This is a genomic window from Paenibacillus glycanilyticus (assembly GCF_030161375.1).
Classification (GTDB): Bacteria; Bacillota; Bacilli; order Paenibacillales; family Paenibacillaceae; genus Pristimantibacillus; species Pristimantibacillus glycanilyticus_B.
The window spans coordinates 409,451-426,363 of the sequence record NZ_BSSQ01000014.1 but is presented as its reverse complement, the minus strand read 5'-3'; the positions used below and the strand labels follow the sequence as shown (position 1 = coordinate 426,363).

Below are 16,913 nucleotides of genomic sequence, written 5' to 3'. Positions count from 1 at the left end.
CCATTTACCACAAATGCCATAGCAAAGCCTCCTCCCCTTAATGGCTATTGGGGGGAGAGGGCGTGGGAAGAGAAAGCGTGATTTGCGCTTTCTCTTTTTTTTGGATTTTTGATCTTTTACTATTGAGCTAGCGGGCAGGATAACTAAATTGGACTAACGAATAAGTTTCAGAAACATGGAGAGGAAGAAGTAAATGTCCCCTTACTTACCAGATTACGATAAGTTATACGAATGTTCTGATGTACACTCAACAAGACCTTTTAAGGCAGGTATTAAAGCCGATTTTGAATATTCCTGCGCCTTGTTACGTGGTGCTATAAAGCCTTCTGAAATTATTGAAGTTAGACATATGAGGGGTACATACACACCGGCGCTTGCCATACATACCGGTTTTTCCTTATTGCTACACGATTCGATTATTGAAGCGTTCATCGAAAACCAGATTACTGGCTGGGAAACGTTCAGAATAACCTTCTACGGAAAAAATGATGAAATCATTCCTAATTATTCTGGAGTTTCCATTACAGGCAGATGCAATCCACTCGATTACTCCCGCAGTGAAATTGTGTACAAGGAATATCCTGGGGGGCATTTCCCTAGATTTAAAGGTAGCTATTTTAAGGATGATATTTGGGATGGGACGGATTTGTTCATGGAAAACCCTGATAAAAGAGGGTATACCCTGAATCAGTATGTTTCAGAACGGGTAAAGAATATTTTTGACAACAATAAAATTAAAAATTTGGAATTCATGAATCTGACAGAGACCGAGATTGATGTAATGATGATTGCAATAGAAAGAAGACCGGAACACTTGAGATAATATCTGTACAAGAGGCAAACTTATGCTAACGGCGAACTTTAGCTTAACAATACGACTGCAGTCGGCGCGTTACCTCCGGTTGCTTAAAGGGCAGAAGATTATGGAGTTAGTGGTTTAATGTATAATGGCTTTAATATGGTAATATTCAAATTAGGTAGGATTTTCATAAGTTGGTGAGGCGAAACATGGAGGATATCAAAGAGCTTGTCAGGAGTTTATTATCAGAACTAGACCTGAATACTTTAACATCAGTGGCCATTATCGAACATATCGCAAGTAATATGTATGAAAGAGATTATACGAAGCTCCGTGAGAAAGAAGTTTTTATTCAACTTCCAATTGTATTGCAAGATATATTATTGATTTTGGACTTTGATATCGAACTCCAAATGAACGGAATAATCGGTTTTATAGAGAATTCAACAGGTAACTATTTTGAAGAAACGATTCAGACATTGTTCCGTATTGGTGCAACCGACGACTTTGAAATAATAAATAATATTAAACGCTTATTAATTTCAAATGGAATTACCCCAATTAGATTAAGAGAGAATGTAAACGAGTCATCGTTATATCAGGTTACGTATTCTTCAGATATTCATGGTGATGATTTAGCCGAAGTATTAAATGAAATAAGCTCTCAAGCTGATTACCTATACCTTTACCGAGACAACGACAATATATTTGATAATTTATTTCATTATTTGGATGTGAACAAAGTTGGTTTAATTCGTTACTTAGGTCAATAGTTCAACTATACGGAGAACGTTAGTCCAGCAATTCAGGGAGCAATTGGTCTTTGATATTTGTAGGTGTTTTATGCTCACTATCCATAATTTTTTTATGCGCTGTTTTGTAGAGCCGAGAGCCACAGAAACGAAGAAGTGTTTTTAATAAAAAAGTTAAGCTAAAGAGGTAAGATATCTCAATATAACACGACGGCAGCTGGCTTGATGGTCAGCTGCCGTTTTCTATGAAGTAACGGGCTGGATAGCGCAACTTTAGTTACCATATTTCGTCATATAAATACCAAACAATTACGCTGAAAAAGGTGATGAGGATGAACTTGCTACGTACTTTTCAAATGCTAATAGTTATGATTGTGTCCGTTACAATTATTGCGGGCTGCCAAGGAGGAAGCAAAAAGGATACTTTTCCTGAAGTCAGTGATAAGTTGTCCGAAAGTATAAAACAAATGGATAAACACCCTGGCATACTTTTAACTGGCTTTGCTGCCGACCCCAAAGAGAAATTATATAAAGTTGGAATTGAATACGACCCGAGTCAAATAAGCAGTGAACAATTGAAACAAATTGTTATTGATTATCTCAGCCATGCTGCTTCAAACTTATCGACTCCTAGCAGTTGGGAAGAGATGCTTAAACCATTTCACTTGCGCATTGAAAAATTAGGTGATGCTAAGAAAACACCAGTGATAGCTGAAAAAGACATCGGCTCAACAGAAATAAAATGGTTATTTGAATAAAATACATGTGTCTACTGATTAAGCTAACTGGAGACGGTAGCTGAAATACAACCAAAATACAGGAGACTGGCTATGAACTTCTTGAAGCGTTATATATGGGTAGAAGCTGAGATATGGCCTGTAGGCTCATGGGATTGTAAGGATAATAATTCAGATGTTATTGTTGTTTTTCCTGATCGATCTAAATGGATGGCCAGTTTTTTTACTTACCAGAATATCGATACGTTGAGACAAAAGAATATACAAACCGGTGAATGCATGAACGGCGCATATTTTTGGTCCAGCAACATGGTGTTGATTGATATTATAAGCAGGGAAAGAATTGAGCAATTAATCGACCATTTAATCGAACACGATCATTTTCAATCGGTCTTTAATCGCTACCCTGATGTAGATGTTGAGGAAGACGAGAACTATCCAGATGGATTTTTTATATCCGAAGAATCGTTGAGCTAACTATAACGGGAGGAGTTACTGCTGCTTATTAAATTAATTAACGTTTATTTTCCGGGAAATTATTCTTAAATTTTGGGGAGAGATCATTATAAAATATAAAATAATATTAGTAATGGCAGTTCTGCTGTTCGCTTATATCTTGGCATGTTTGTTAGTTGATCTTAACGCTAGTAAAATTGTTATGGATGCTTCAGGACGTTCTTATATTCTTGGAAATCATTTCTTCTACAATGAATATATTTTCAGTGGAAGTAATACCGCGTTTAATATCAAACATGATAGAATTTTCTTGCTTTGTACAAGTGTTATTTACTTGGTTTTTAACCTGATGAAAAAATTCAAGGGTACGCGTCGTTGACAATGGCAATTAAATCGCGAAATACATCGACTCAAAATTCAACAGTGAGGGGAATCGAGCTGATCGATGAAAAGCTTAAAGTTACATGAAAATGTATTTCCAGGGTGTAAATATGGATTTTTTCATAGGAATCGTTCCACCTGAAGATTATAAAGAACAAATTTCGGTATTTAGAAATAAATGGTCCAATACATTTCGAAATCGATGGGATGATAATGGCTTTAGGGAACCTGTGGAGCCCCATATTACGATTAAAGCCAAAAGTGGACTTACGGAAGATATGAATTGGCTTGAAAAAGTAAGAGAAGCTTGTTCATCATTTCCAATCTTCCAGTTAACTTTGTCAGAACCAGCAACATTCGGAACAGCGGTTACTTTCCTTAGCGTTGAATCGAATGAAATATATGATCTGCATAAGAACTTGGTAGATGCGGTTTCCCCACCACCCGAGCTTATTGAAAGGCATATAGAGTTGGATCACTTCATTCCGCATTTGACTTTGGGTCAAACAAAATGGGGCATGAATGAAGCAGAAATTATAGAAATGAAATTGGCTGCGAAAGAAGCATTATCTCCTTACCCAAGCTTCGATGTAACATTCGTGCGGGTATTTAATATCAAAACAAACGCACCTGTTGAAGATATTAAACTTGGCAAGTTGTTCTAATTTAGATCATTAAAGAGAGATAATTGTTCAGTCATCCAGAGAGCAGTTGCTACAGCGGTAGCTGCCTTTTTATTGGGCTAAAGGACAAAACTTGGAAACTACCGAGCTAAGTTTGGAGGAGATCATTTGGATGAACTTTCTAAATGGATGGAAGATATTAAAAGGAACCTTTTAAGCACAAATGCGGATAAAAAAATAATCAATTTTTATGAAACTGACAAGCCATATGGTTGTTTTTCGAATTTTTCAAAACACCAAATTACGTTACAGAACAAAGAATGGCCAACAACGGAACACTATTTTCAAGCTCAAAAATTTGTAGGTACCATTCATGAAGATGAAATACGTTTAGCGAGTACTCCAATGGATGCTGCACGGCTAGGAAGAGATAGAAATAAACCACTCCGCAAAGATTGGGAAGAGTGTAAAGTTAGCATTATGCGGGAAGCACTTCTTGCTAAAATAGAACAACATCCAAATGTAAAATCTATTCTTTTATCTACTGGTGATTGTGTCATTTTTGAACATACAATTAATGATTCATTCTGGGGAGATGGCGGTAACGGGCAAGGGGAAAATAGGTTAGGTAGTTTGTTAATGAACATTAGAGATAGTATGGAAGATTATGAGCCTGAGTTCTTACTTCCTCAATGGATAGTCTTTCCAGACATTCATCCCTTTAGCATTGGATGGAGAATGGGTATAGGTGAAGAATATTTATCTTATTTATGGGAGTGGAGAAAGAAACAAACTCCCGAAGCTTTAAAAGAATATGATGATTACTTTACACTACCTGACGCTTGGGTTGAAGCTAATCAAATAAGAGAAAAAATGAGAAATAAAACGGATGAAGAATAATATTTTAGGAGGATAAAAATGATAGAACAAATTACGGTTATGGCAAACGCCGCCTATCCCTTGGAAGGAATTTTAACGTTGCCTGATTCTCATACTGAAAAAGTCCCAGCAGTTGTATTGGTACATGGTTCAGGCGCTTTGGATAAAGATGAAACCATTGGCGCAAACAAGGTTTTTCGAGATCTTGCGGATGGACTTGCAAGGTTAGGGATTGCATCAATTCGTTATGACAAGCGCACCTTTGCTTATGGCAAGGAGATGCTTCAAGAACTCGACGGCAAACTTTCGGTCAAAGAAGAGGTCATAGAGGACGCCTGTGCGGCTATCAATTTGCTGAAAAACGATCCCCGCGTAGATGCAACCCGCATTTTCATTATTGGACACAGTTTAGGCGGGATGCTTGCTCCCAGAATTGATGAGGAAGGCGGGGATGTGGCAGGATTAATCATCTTGGCTGGCACACCGCGAACGCTTGAAGAAGTTATCCTCAACCAAAATGAAGATGCAATCAAACAGCTTGATGCATCCCAGCAAGAGATCGCCTTAATGCAGGTAAAAGATTTGCAAAACAAGTTCGATGCTATAACTGGAATGACGGTCGAGAAGGCGCAGCAGACTGTTTTGTTTGGTTCTGTTTACGCTTGGTATTTTAAAGAAATGAATCAACATCCTCTTAAGGATTATGTATCAACTAAGAAAAAACCGATTTTTATCGCACAGGGCGATAAGGATGTACAGGTTTCGGTTGAAAAAGATTTCAATCGATACCGGGAGTTGTTAAAAGACTATCCCGATGTCACATTCAAGCTTTATCCCGGTTTGAACCATTTGTTTATGAAAGCCGCGTTTGGCACGTTGAAAGACATTTGGAATGAATATAACATCCCACAAGACGTGGACGGGTCTGTGTTAGAGGATATCGCAGAATGGATATTGTCTAAATAAGAATCGTTAAGTTTGCGTGATAACACTAACAACTTAAGGCGTAGAACAACTGGTGATCTCATTCTCGGGAACGACCTTCCATTTTGTCGTATAGCGATTCTGGATAGCAAAATGCTCGCATGGGTAAAATATCCAAATCGAAACTTAAGCTTTTGGAATTAAAGGAGAAGGCGAGATTGAGAAAAGTTCTAATAAGTATGTACGTCTTATGGTTTGTCTTTGGAATACAAATTGGTTATGCCTATCCTCAACTGGAGTCAGCGGAACACGTGATACAAATAGTGCAATTTTCCTCGACCTATATTAAAGAGCTGGACTCAGATCATGATCGTGTAAGGGTACATACAGCTGAATTATTAGCTCCTGACACCAAGTTCTCTCATAATCTTGTGTTGAAAATTGATGGAAACATTGTTCTGGAAGGGATCTTTTGGAATAGCAAGATAATGATCGGAGATGTAGAAGATGACAGCCGGCCTGAAGTTTTCTTATATGAATATTCAGTCGGAAGCGCGGGTGCTATGGGACTTTCCGTCTTCAGTAGGGTAGAGAATCAGTGGACGCGTATTTTCGGCGATCCGGTGAAATCCATATTTGCTGATGATGATGATGATGATCGGTTCTCTAGCAAATATTTAGGGAATAGTCGAATTGGATTTTCCGATAATGTAACGAATTTAACTGGTGAGCTAGACATGTCGGAATCACATTTTACCCAAGAACAACTGAAGGATATGGTATTTCAGACGGATCCCATCTCAGAATACATCGTTCATTACGAAAACATCGGTTGCCAGATTGATGCTGTACGCTGGGTATTTGCATTTTCGCACCCGAATGGGGTGCTTACCGTTCACGATATGTATAGGTTTGATTACCCGGAAAAAGTGTTTAAGTTATATGAAACCAAAATCCAGAACAATGATGTCACCTTGGCTAAGATGAACTATGATTAAAAAACCGCCCACCTAGGCGGTTTTCTTATGTCAAAATTATAAAAATTTCTCTACTTCAATCTCATCGCGTATTGGGATGTTGTCATTGCCTATTAAGGGGATGGAAGGCTTGAGCTGTTGTCTGGCTTCATCGACGGCGCCTGGATAAACGGCTTTTAGGCGATACCCTTGCTTCTGATAAAATCTCATGGCATTCATATTATCATTGGTTGTGATCAGCCATAATCGCTGTACGCCAAGTTGCGAGACGATTTGCTCCACCGCTTCGATCAGTTTGCTCCCGATTCCTGCTCCCCGCATGGTTGCATGAAGACTAGTCAGTTCGCATTCTTGCCCGCTTATTCGATAAGTGGCTGCTCCGGCCCGGTGTCCGTCTAACCAGGCGATGACGCCTTCGGCATGTTGAACACGATGTTGTTGACCTTTCGAGACGACGTAGTCGTCTCCCATTTCCTTAATCCATAACTGCCTTAGCCATTCTTTATCTTCGTTAGTCGTCGAAGCTAGAACCTGAATGTTGTTCACGTTCGCCATTTCGAACACCGTCCCAGTGTGCAATTTGACCTTGAGTTCTCACATTCCAATCCTTGATATTGTATTCAAACGGGGAGTCTTTTAGGGCGGCAACCATTAATTAGCGGCTGCTGTTTTTTAATTTAAAGGATAGTTCGGTCTAAGCTTGGGTAAAATATCCAAAATAGATTGGACGAAACAAAAGGAAGAAAATATAAATTGAACCAAGGCAATAAACCGATTATTTGATTAATGATGGAGGAGCTTATTTTGAAACGATTGTATTTACTCTGCTTGATTGCTGCTGTTATTGGATTATTAATGGGATGCAGCAAATTAGCGGATAAAGGTGACTATGTGGTGAAGAAAACAATCTCAAGCAACACGCCGGAGATATATGTCGTACATGAGATCACCGCAAAAGACGCGAAGACGAAGTCCCTGTCTTATTTTCTGACAAACGAAGACCATGACGATGTGATGATCTATCACGTTAATGATAGGCAGCTGTATAATGACCTGCAAGTTGGGGAGCGAGTAACGGTAAGAGCTTTTGGATATACGATGTTATCGTATCCGCCTCAAGCGGTCGCAGACGAGATTATTAGATATCCCAAATGAGTTCTGAGGTGATCGGTTGGAACGGAGGTACCCCTGGATTCAAATTACTTTGCTGGCCGGCTTCATGTTCACAGGACTGTATGTGATAACTTTTATGTTTGCCTCGGCGAGTTATGGCCTATTCTCATCGGAGCCTGCGGACCAGTCACGCGAGGTATCCTGGATATATTATGGTGTGCTGTTTGCTATGCTGCCTTACTTTCCAATGGGGTTCTTGCTGTACGGCTATGTGAGAAGAAGAAGTCTTCTTCTTACTATACATGCGGTCGGAGTCGGGTTTCTGATAGAGAAAGTTGTCTTCGTTTATTTAGGGACTTTATTAGGCACGGGATATCCATGGTATGGGCGAGGTTTTCCTTCCAGCGGACATGCTCTATTATGCGAAGAGCTGCCTATGTTCTGCGGAAGTGATTACATTCGGAGTTACCAGCTTTGGGGAACGATGCTCGCCTTCGTTGCTTTCTATGCGGGTACATGGGTAGTCCGTCAAACCGTTTTTAGAGTTCAACATCCAACACGACAGCAGCCGTAATAACGGTTGCTTTTTTAATTCCTTAAACATAGAAACATTCCAGACATTGGAAGCGTATAAGTGGTTGTTATTTATTGTGACAAGGAGTGTGGCTATGCCGAGAACGATTAATTTATTTATTGGCTTTATAGTTGGCGTCATTCTAATGATACTTCCTCAGCCTCATATTTTTATTATCAGTGATGTATTAGATGCAATAACCGGAGGAGACATCATTGACACTCCTCTTCATAAAATCGTGGGAACGATAGGGTTTGTCCTTGTTTGTGTATTTGGATATAAACTCGTTACTTCTATTCTCAAGGAGAATTAAACCTTTGGAGGACATATATACTGCTTGTTCGGTTGTATAACCGTATACTTTAATTACTTATTATAATCAGATTAACCTTGTTTGTGGCTGGCTTGCGTTTGTCTACGAAACGGAGGAATTAAGTCTAAATGTTCAAATGGTTTGAACTCATCCTTGCATTCATCATCTCAGCTATTGCTCCATTGGTGCTCCTCGTCATTATCAATAAATCCGAATCTTCAACAGTGATCGAATCAGATGGTTCAGTGTCCATGACCGCGCAATGGGTAAGTTTTACGTTCACCTCTTATTTGTTTACGGTATTATATATTTTTGTCTTATATCTATTGCTAAGCGCAACAATTAAATGGTTGAGAAGAAAAATATTTAAGTAGGTGGGATCATTCGCATTAAGAAGAAGAGATACGTGATAGCTGCGGTACTTGGTATCTATTTCGTGATGGTTCTAACCAGGCCTACTGACGACGATTACCGTACATACTTATACAAGGAACACGGGGTTTGCTTCAACATTCATGAGAAATGTATCCAAGCGCAGTCAGAGCATATGCTGACTCTTCCCATATATATGACCGCTGAAACCCAGATTTCTGAAGAGCAGGAGATCCGAGTCTTCGGCATTTTTAATCATTTCTTTATTAGGAAAAATAGTATAAAATCGTAAAGCTAACTACGACAACAGCATGCGGAGGACAACATGAAAGTTATAAAAGGCTTTGGTTTTGCGCTATTCTATACGCTAATATTCCTGGTTTATTGGCAACAAATCAGCACCTGGTTAATCGTTTATTTGATCCCTATGTTTCATCTTACTCATCTGAATGGAATTGGAATGATCGAGCTGGCGGGAGCGGTCCTATCCTTATTATTTTGTTTCCTAGTCCGCTACTTAAGAAAGAAGTCGCCAATCCTGTTTAAGCTTTTATTCATTCTTCATATCATTATGGTTCTACATACCGTTCATATCTTTGCCAACATGGATAAACCGATCAAGGTACCGGCAGAAGTATATGAAGAGTCCAACTAAATTATCGAGGAATTAATGGGGGAACTATGAAAAACATCCGCAACTCAGTCAAAGCAATCATTATTCAGAACGATCAAATCCTTCTTACGAAAAATAAGGATGACGAAGGGTTCTTCTATTTATGCCCCGGCGGCGGGCAAGAGCATGGTGAAAACTTAGCGGATGCGGTTCATAGGGAGTGCCTGGAGGAGATCGGGGAAAAGGTAGAAGTCGGCGATCTTGTGTATGTTCGAGAATTAATGGAGAAAGATCACGATGGCATGGATGTGAGTTTCCATCAAGTCGAGTTTTATTTCAGCTGTACGCTTGTATCGGATAGCCCAACGTTTGAGCATGTGAGCTTACCGGATGATCATCAAGTCGGTGTCGAATGGATTGACATCAAGTTGCTTGATGAGATTCGAATTTACCCGGCTGAACTCGGCAAGCGAGTGAAACACAAGAACGTGGAAAGCAGATATTTGGGGGATGTAAAGTAATAGAGGAGGGGTATGGATGCGAATTGAAGAAAATCAAATTTCCAAGCTATTTAGCCGTTTGACTGGAGAGGAACAAGATGCATTGATTCGCCAACTCCGTACTATTGTTCACTCTGGACTCTCGTTGGCACCGGAAGCTTTGGCTGCTATACCAATGGAACAGCTACTAGATATTCGGGATATTATCCAAGGATACGTATTAACGAAGAACAATGTCCCAAACATCATACAGGATTACAATGCACTTGATACCAGCAAGCTGCATAGAAAAATCGCATTTGGACGATTACAGGAGCCGCCCTATGATGCGAATTAAAGCGGTTCTATTCGATCTTGACGGTACGTTATTGGACCGAGATTCCTCATTGGCACTGTTTATTGCAGACCAATACGAGCGTTTTCCGGAGCTTCAGGCTGTTGACAAAGAGATATGGGCGAAGCGCTTTATCGAACTCGACCAGCATGGCTATGTATGGAAAGACAAAGTGTATCAGCAGCTGTTAGAGGAACATCAGATTGAGCACATCAGCTGGAATGAACTGCTGGAAGATTATTTACGTGTCTTTCAAAAATTTTGCGTCGGTTATCCCAATCTACATAGCACATTGTCATCGCTCAAAAACCACGGAATCAAAATAGCACTCATCTCTAATGGCTACGGCCAATTTCAACATGATAATTTCCAAGCATTAAACATTAGTCAATTTTTCGACGAGGTATTAATCTCGGAATGGGAAGGCTTGCGAAAGCCGGATCCGGCAATTTTCCACCGCGCATTGGCTAAGCTAGGCGTGACTGCGGAAGAAGCCGTATTTGTCGGCGACCATCCTGACGCCGATGTTCGAGCAAGCCAAGCCGTGGGAATGAAAGCTTTGTGGAAACAAAACCATGCTTCCTCCACCGATGTGCAAGCTGATGCAATCATTCAGGATCTTGAGGAAGTTGTTTCTTATGTGTGGTCTGTATCAGCGGAGGCTTAAGGCCAGTATCTTTCTTTTTTCAAAGCGCAGTCCGATCCGCCGCAATTTGTAGATGGTCGAAAGATTTAGCTAGTAAACGTTCCATTAACGAGAACCTCCAGTTCTATTAAATTAACAGGCTGCCGTTTATAGTTCGGCGGCTTGTTTGCTGAAGTAAAGGGCAATTAAGCAGAATATCTCTAAGAGAAGATAGGGGAGCTATGTGGAAGACGGATGGTTTTGTCCAGCGGTAAAAAAGGTTATAGCTCATGGCTTATGTTGGGAATATTTCTTTGCTGGGCGTGGCGGTCCCACAGATACTGCAGACGAATTGCGAGAATGGATTAAACGAACCGGTGCTTTCAAAGATTTAGATGAGTTCCAAGCGGTTTGCGAAACATGCAAATACAAACAATTAGTTGAGTAACTTATTCAATATTCACGCCCAATATAAACAATAATTGGTATAATAAGGTGGTCTGTAGAACTCAAGGAGGGGACGATGTAATGAGTATTGTAAAAGAGATTAACTGTATTTATATCCCTACAACCGACACAGAAGAATCAGCAAAATGGTACATGAATAATTTGGGTTTGGAGTTAATGAGACCCGTTGATGAGAATCAGGCTCAACTTCGTATCCCTTCGGGTCAAGCCTTTTTTTTGATTAAGACTCCAACGAGAACGACCCTTAACTATATACAAAACGAAGGAATAGAACAAAGTGCACTTACCTTGGAAGTCAATGATTTTCACGGACTCTACAGTCGAATGAAAAACAGCGGAGTTAAAATTTCAGAGGATTCAGACAATGAGGGCTGTGGTCTTAATTTTAATGCCTATGACCCTGATGGTAATAAACTCGATATTTGGAGTGGTTGGCCCAAGTGATTTGTCATTGCGGGAGACGATAGTTGAATGGAGACACAACGGCAGCCGACCACACGATCGGGTGCTGTTTCCCATTGAAGTAACGGGCAGTTTAGTTCAAATTACGCATAGCATTCTCAATCATGAAAATGTAATATTTTGATGGTCATACCACTAAAAGATACAATGTAAACTGGTAGCCATGTCGCACTTCTTATCTTTTCCTTAAAGGAAACGAAGGAGGAGGAGGAACTTTAATGAGAAAGAGTTTCTTTATCTTTTTGATTTTTCTTTTTCTTGTAGCCTGTTCTCAGGAGCATAAATCGAATGAGCAATCTGGCACTGTGGACGGCATTTTAACCCACGTTTACAACAATCAAAAGTACAAATTTACAAAAGAGACTGTAAACAAATCTGATATAGGCAATGAGATTGGTAATCTTGATAATGGAAATGGACCCGAAGCTTTTGAAATAAAGGGTTTTAGTCCAAAAAAGGCATTTGCCGTTGAGGATGGTAATGGGGGATATCTTAAAATGGTGCCGATTACCACCCCTGATGATTAATTCAGGCTGCCCTTTTCGGTGGTCTGTTCCGCTAACGGGAGACTATAGTTGAACAATCAGAGGCAGTTCGCCGCGGCAGGCAGCTGCTTCTTTTTTTGATGGACGGGCAAATTAACGGAACAGAGATTGAAACTTTTTACTTTTGAAAAACGTACAAAAATGTAAGAATTTTCAGGGAAAGGTGAGACAGTGAGTAAGGAATTTGATGAATTACAGAAGGAGATTTCAAGACAACTAGAATATGTTTATGCCTCTTTACCAGAAGTAATAGAAGAAGAAAAGTAAGACTAAATAGTTAAAAATCATGACATGGCTATCGCTGTAAGTGCTATTCAATCCAGTACACTTGTTCTTTTAAGAGTCATGTTTCAATACGATAAATCAATCAATAACCGCATTGTAATATTAGAAAAGCAAATAAACAAAGTTAGACAGAAAATAATTGAATTAGCAGACACATAAGAAAAGGTGACACATATGAAAAAGTACAATATTATTCGTCCGATCATGCTGATTGTAGTTGCACTCCTAACGAAAAGCTTGGTTACCAATCTTTGCATGTTGCTGGGAATGGAATCCGAGTTAGCCAAAAACATGGGTTTCGGTGCGATGGTAATCGCCGCGCTCGTGATCTTTTCCAGAAACCGAAGAAGTCTGAAATAGGATTTGCACCGTGCGATTGGCATTATACTCATAAACTCGTAATGTATATGGGTATTATTGTTAATTAAGGGGGATGAGTCAGTAGGCATGAAAGATAAGTGGGATAGCCCACTCTTTCGTATTATCTTGAATAGTTTGTAGAGTTAATTTGATTCTCATCAGTTACTCAAAAGGCAATTTTTATTCTAAACCAACGCTAAATACCTTTATTCGTTCGATAAACTCTAATTGGTAACTATAGTTTAGGATTGCTTCGAGGCAATCCTATTTTGTGTATTCAAGTAACAGGCAGATTAGCGCAATTATCATTAGTGAGGTGGCCAACCGCAGGCAGATATGCATAACAATCGAAAATCATTTATTCCTTTGAATCAATGAAATAATTGACAAGAATCCGTTTGTTTTAAAGATGGCGCTCCTTTACGATGGTGTAAAGCGAGCGTAGTATGTCATCAACAGCTAGCGCTCCCAGTTTTCAGTGTTTTACTGTCGTTTATAAGAAAAAGTGGAAGGGGGAATTTTATGACGACTTTCGTTTTCGTTGCGGGGGGATGGCACGGTGGATGGTACTTTCAAGAGCTTGCTTCAGCACTACATCAACAGAACCATAATGCATTTCCATTGACACTCACTGGTGTTGGTGACAGGGCACATCTACTGGCGGCATCAACGAACTTAGATACACATATTGAAGATGTAATTAACTTCCTCAAAACTGAACGACTTACCGATGTTGTGTTATGTGGTCATAGTTATGGCGGAATGGTTATTACCGGAGTTGCCGATCGCTTTCCAGAATGTCTTTCTAGCTTAGTGTATATCGATGCCTATGTTCCGAAAGATGGGGATTCTTGCTGGAGTCTGGCGAATGAAACGTATAGACAAAGATTTATTGAAGGAGCTAGTAAAAACGGATATGCTGTAGAACCACGGCCTGGAGCTGATATCAGGACAACAGCGCACCCGCTTGCCTCATTTATGCAAAAGATTCGCCTCAATCATTGGTTAGACGAAAGGATACGTAAACATTACATCTACCTTTCTGGGTGGAAGGACACGCCGTTTACTGCTACGTACGAACAATTGCTTTCGGACCCAGCGTGGAGTGTATATGCATTGCCTAGTCGTCACGACATTATGTCAGATGCACCAGACAAACTTTTTGAGATTCTGCTTACAATCTAATTGATGCCATAGGCGGCAAGTCTATTAGAGGTGATAAGAAAATGTGGTAGTATATTGAATCGGATTACTACATGACGCTAATTAATAGAAGATGATCTCGTCCAACATGATGAGGGCTGCCAACTTGGCGGCTCTTTGTTACGCTATCGGGCAATATAATCGGAATCATAAGAATGCTGGTGTTCCCCGATAAAATCATTTCTGCAATTTTTGGAGGTGTATTTCATGCAGAAGGCAATCGTCGTTCATTATTTTAACGAAAAAAAGAATAACTTAGCTGAGCTAAATCAACTATTGCAAGATGGATGGAAAGTTGTAAGCCAGAATCCTATGTCTGGTTGTGATTCTGGTGGTACAGTTTATTCACTTGTTATACTTGAGAAAAATTAGTAAATAAGGATTCATTGAAGTAACGGAAAACTATAGCGTAACCACACGACAAAGCGGTCAGCATTTATGTTCGGCTGTTTTTTGTTGAACAAAGGGGAGGATAGTTGAATGATTTCGGAGCTTTTGTAATGGCGTGAATTTAAATATTTTGTGAATATCATATAATTTGAAACAACTGAGTTCATGAGAGTAAAGAAGTTTGTAGATGAATACAAGCAGTTTTACAGTCGGGTGGGGTACACTTGCATTAATTAATGCAGGGCTAGCACAAGGGAAAAACAGGAGTGGTATGAATTGGTTTCTTCTGTCATTATTGATGGGACCAGTAGCCACTTTTTTAATAGTTGTACTAGATAAGAAGTTCGATGATTAGTCGGATATAACTTATGAAGAAATTTAGTACAATCAAAAAGCTGCAGCGGCTCAGAGGATCTACTGCTGCTATTATTGAAGTAAAGGTTAGAACACTTCCAATATCTGTATAATTATTTTGAAGTGCTAGAAGAATTTTCATATGGGGATGGAGATAAAAATGAGTTTTAATGAGTCATTTCAAGAGTTTCCCATTATCGAAACAGAACGTTTAATATTGCGCGAACTTCAGTCCGAGGATGCAGAAGATTACTTTAGTTATTTCTCTAACAAAGAAGTAACCATGTATTGGGGATATGATTGTCCAAAAGATGTAAAAACAGTTGCAAGCACCTTTGTACGCTTTAGTAATGCGTTTAAGAGAAAAGATATGATTGTCTGGGGGATATCTGAGAAGGGAACTGATAAGATTATCGGTACGTGTATATTAGGTAACTTTGTAAGAGGGTCAATGGCAAATATCAGTTATAACCTATCGCGTGAACAATGGAAAAGAGGCTTCATGTTAGAGGCAATAGGCGCCATAATACCTTTTGGGTTTAATAATTTAGGTTTGCATCGTATTCAAGCATTGGTAATGCCCGAAAATAATGCGTCAATAAGTTTATTGGAAAAATGTAATTTTAAGAATGAAGGTCTGTTAAGGGCATACTCTTTTGGCACTTTATTCACCGATACCCTCATATATTCACTCCTAGTTGAGGAGCTCAATTAGATAATAGTTTGTTAACCAAACTGAGAACTATAGCTCAACAACACGACAGCAGCCTGCTTATAATGATCGACGGCTTGTTGGATCGAAGGATCCTCTGCGCTGGCGTATATCCCTTATATCACGGAACGATGAAGAGTTAGCGCACACAAGGAAACTGCCTGTTGTCTTTAGAATAATGACGATAGGCAGTTCTTGTATTTAAACGACTAGTCCAGCTTGATCCCAAAGTGCTGGTGTAACGCTTCCTTGTATGCTTCGTCCGATTGAGGCGTGAACACGTTGACCCCATCTTGGGTAAACAGGCGGAATTCCTTCCCGGCCACCGTGTTCCGGCCTCCCCTGGTGCGGATGGCAACCATCTCTGCCTTCGTAAAGATCGAGTCCGGCGCATGCTCGCACCAATAGCTGGCCATGATGTAATCCTTCGGCAGCTGCGGCTCTTCCGTGAAAGAATAGAGCCGGCACCATTCTCCATGCTTCAGTTCGCACAGCATCCAGCCGTAGTAAGGGTCCTTGTCCAAACGGTAAGTTTCATCGCCCTGCCGGTGCGGAAGCCCCTCGACCATGGCGACTGGCCGACGGGGAACGATGCCGCCGACGCCAACGTCACATAAATAGGTTTGGTCCCCAGCTTCAACCTTCAGCACTTGATGGCGGCGTTTCGGAGGAGGTGACGGCTCGTCGCGCCAAAAGCGGGCGAATAGATCGGTTACAGGGTATCCCAGCTCGCGCAGCAACCATCCGAATAGCGCGTTCAATTCGAAGCAATAACCTCCGCGCCGCCTCACGACAATTTTATCGAATAGGTGATCAATCTCAAGCGAGATCGGCATTCCGCGCACAATGTCCAAATTCTCATAAGGCACCGCGTGAAGATGGCAGTCCTGCAGATCTGCGAGCGCTTGAGCGCTTCTGTCCAGCGGTCCGTCATAGCCGATTCGATCTAAATAGAGCTGAACCTTGCTTTTCACGTCCATATTTCCGTTCTCCTCCCTTAAGACTAGTTTAGATCTAGTTTAACTCAAGCTTGTGAGGGGTGACAGTGAAATGAATGAAAGTTCTCTTGAATTTTTTATTATGCGGAGAGACTGCAGATTAAAATTTAAAAAAATCGTATGGTCAGCTTTGCGCTAACGGGAGGATACCGTATTACACCTCA

Annotated in this window: 23 protein-coding genes; 21 read left to right on the top strand and 2 right to left on the bottom strand. The window is 40.3% G+C overall.

What is annotated here, in order from left to right; all coding sequences use genetic code 11:
- Window positions 1-193 precede the first annotated feature (193 nt).
- The 8 genes from QQK89_RS18505 (at window position 194) to QQK89_RS18470 (ending at window position 6,549) form a co-directional block, all read left to right on the top strand.
- Window positions 194-823 carry a hypothetical protein gene (locus QQK89_RS18505; protein WP_284240117.1) on the top strand — a complete coding sequence of 210 codons (630 nt, stop codon included), beginning with the start codon at window positions 194-196 and terminating at the stop codon, window positions 821-823.
- Window positions 824-1,008: 185 nt separating this feature from the next.
- Window positions 1,009-1,572: a DMP19 family protein gene (locus tag QQK89_RS18500; protein ID WP_284240116.1), complete on the top strand. Its 564-nt coding sequence runs from the start codon at window positions 1,009-1,011 to the stop codon at window positions 1,570-1,572.
- Between the two features lie 311 nt (window positions 1,573-1,883).
- The gene (locus tag QQK89_RS18495; protein ID WP_284240115.1) at window positions 1,884-2,309 is read left to right on the top strand and encodes a hypothetical protein; all 426 of its coding nucleotides are present in this window, start codon (window positions 1,884-1,886) and stop codon (window positions 2,307-2,309) included.
- A gap of 72 nt (window positions 2,310-2,381) precedes the next feature.
- Window positions 2,382-2,765 (top strand): hypothetical protein, encoded by a 384-nt coding sequence (locus tag QQK89_RS18490; RefSeq protein ID WP_284240114.1) that lies wholly within the window; start codon window positions 2,382-2,384, stop codon window positions 2,763-2,765.
- A gap of 470 nt (window positions 2,766-3,235) precedes the next feature.
- On the top strand, window positions 3,236-3,790 hold the full coding sequence (locus QQK89_RS18485) for a 2'-5' RNA ligase family protein (protein ID WP_284240113.1): 555 nt from the start codon (window positions 3,236-3,238) through the stop codon (window positions 3,788-3,790).
- 126 nt (window positions 3,791-3,916) lie between these two features.
- On the top strand, window positions 3,917-4,648 hold the full coding sequence (locus QQK89_RS18480) for an NADAR family protein (RefSeq protein WP_284240112.1): 732 nt from the start codon (window positions 3,917-3,919) through the stop codon (window positions 4,646-4,648).
- A gap of 18 nt (window positions 4,649-4,666) precedes the next feature.
- Complete coding sequence (locus QQK89_RS18475) at window positions 4,667-5,593, top strand: alpha/beta hydrolase family protein (protein WP_284240111.1); 927 nt, start codon at window positions 4,667-4,669, stop codon at window positions 5,591-5,593.
- 176 nt (window positions 5,594-5,769) lie between these two features.
- Entirely contained in the window at window positions 5,770-6,549 is a 780-nt protein-coding gene (locus tag QQK89_RS18470) for a hypothetical protein (RefSeq protein WP_284240110.1), read from the top strand.
- Window positions 6,550-6,585: 36 nt separating this feature from the next.
- Here QQK89_RS18470 and QQK89_RS18465 read toward each other — a convergent pair whose 3' ends face one another.
- Window positions 6,586-7,083 carry a GNAT family N-acetyltransferase gene (locus tag QQK89_RS18465; RefSeq protein WP_284240109.1) on the bottom strand — a complete coding sequence of 166 codons (498 nt, stop codon included), beginning with the start codon at window positions 7,081-7,083 and terminating at the stop codon, window positions 6,586-6,588.
- A 249-nt stretch (window positions 7,084-7,332) separates the two neighbouring features.
- Here QQK89_RS18465 and QQK89_RS18460 point away from each other — a divergent pair, with 249 nt between their 5' ends.
- From QQK89_RS18460 to QQK89_RS18400, 13 genes are all read left to right on the top strand, one after another.
- The gene (locus tag QQK89_RS18460) at window positions 7,333-7,683 is read left to right on the top strand and encodes a DUF3221 domain-containing protein (RefSeq protein ID WP_284240108.1); all 351 of its coding nucleotides are present in this window, start codon (window positions 7,333-7,335) and stop codon (window positions 7,681-7,683) included.
- A gap of 626 nt (window positions 7,684-8,309) precedes the next feature.
- The gene (locus QQK89_RS18455) at window positions 8,310-8,528 is read left to right on the top strand and encodes a hypothetical protein (protein ID WP_284240107.1); all 219 of its coding nucleotides are present in this window, start codon (window positions 8,310-8,312) and stop codon (window positions 8,526-8,528) included.
- A 697-nt stretch (window positions 8,529-9,225) separates the two neighbouring features.
- Entirely contained in the window at window positions 9,226-9,555 is a 330-nt protein-coding gene (locus QQK89_RS18450) for a hypothetical protein (RefSeq protein ID WP_284240106.1), read from the top strand.
- Window positions 9,556-9,581: 26 nt separating this feature from the next.
- Entirely contained in the window at window positions 9,582-10,034 is a 453-nt protein-coding gene (locus QQK89_RS18445) for an NUDIX domain-containing protein (RefSeq protein ID WP_284240105.1), read from the top strand.
- Window positions 10,035-10,050: 16 nt separating this feature from the next.
- Window positions 10,051-10,350 (top strand): hypothetical protein, encoded by a 300-nt coding sequence (locus QQK89_RS18440; protein ID WP_284240104.1) that lies wholly within the window; start codon window positions 10,051-10,053, stop codon window positions 10,348-10,350.
- Window positions 10,340-11,014: an HAD family hydrolase gene (locus QQK89_RS18435; protein ID WP_284240209.1), complete on the top strand. Its 675-nt coding sequence runs from the start codon at window positions 10,340-10,342 to the stop codon at window positions 11,012-11,014. The genes QQK89_RS18440 and QQK89_RS18435 overlap by 11 nt, the downstream gene beginning before the upstream one ends.
- 202 nt (window positions 11,015-11,216) lie before the next feature.
- A complete protein-coding gene (locus tag QQK89_RS18430) occupies window positions 11,217-11,420 on the top strand; it encodes a hypothetical protein (protein ID WP_284240103.1) in 204 nt (67 codons plus the stop codon).
- A gap of 80 nt (window positions 11,421-11,500) precedes the next feature.
- The gene (locus QQK89_RS18425) at window positions 11,501-11,884 is read left to right on the top strand and encodes a VOC family protein (protein ID WP_284240102.1); all 384 of its coding nucleotides are present in this window, start codon (window positions 11,501-11,503) and stop codon (window positions 11,882-11,884) included.
- 236 nt (window positions 11,885-12,120) lie between these two features.
- On the top strand, window positions 12,121-12,429 hold the full coding sequence (locus tag QQK89_RS18420; protein WP_284240100.1) for a hypothetical protein: 309 nt from the start codon (window positions 12,121-12,123) through the stop codon (window positions 12,427-12,429).
- Between the two features lie 477 nt (window positions 12,430-12,906).
- Complete coding sequence (locus QQK89_RS18415; protein ID WP_284240099.1) at window positions 12,907-13,092, top strand: hypothetical protein; 186 nt, start codon at window positions 12,907-12,909, stop codon at window positions 13,090-13,092.
- 522 nt (window positions 13,093-13,614) lie between these two features.
- Window positions 13,615-14,277 carry an alpha/beta fold hydrolase gene (locus QQK89_RS18410; RefSeq protein WP_284240098.1) on the top strand — a complete coding sequence of 221 codons (663 nt, stop codon included), beginning with the start codon at window positions 13,615-13,617 and terminating at the stop codon, window positions 14,275-14,277.
- A gap of 225 nt (window positions 14,278-14,502) precedes the next feature.
- Window positions 14,503-14,667, top strand: a complete 165-nt coding sequence (locus QQK89_RS18405; protein WP_284240097.1) for a hypothetical protein — start codon at window positions 14,503-14,505, stop codon at window positions 14,665-14,667.
- Window positions 14,668-15,181: 514 nt separating this feature from the next.
- The gene (locus QQK89_RS18400; protein ID WP_284240096.1) at window positions 15,182-15,754 is read left to right on the top strand and encodes a GNAT family N-acetyltransferase; all 573 of its coding nucleotides are present in this window, start codon (window positions 15,182-15,184) and stop codon (window positions 15,752-15,754) included.
- 206 nt (window positions 15,755-15,960) lie between these two features.
- Here QQK89_RS18400 and QQK89_RS18395 read toward each other — a convergent pair whose 3' ends face one another.
- Window positions 15,961-16,731: an arylamine N-acetyltransferase family protein gene (locus tag QQK89_RS18395; protein ID WP_284240095.1), complete on the bottom strand. Its 771-nt coding sequence runs from the start codon at window positions 16,729-16,731 to the stop codon at window positions 15,961-15,963.
- Window positions 16,732-16,913: the final 182 nt, after the last annotated feature.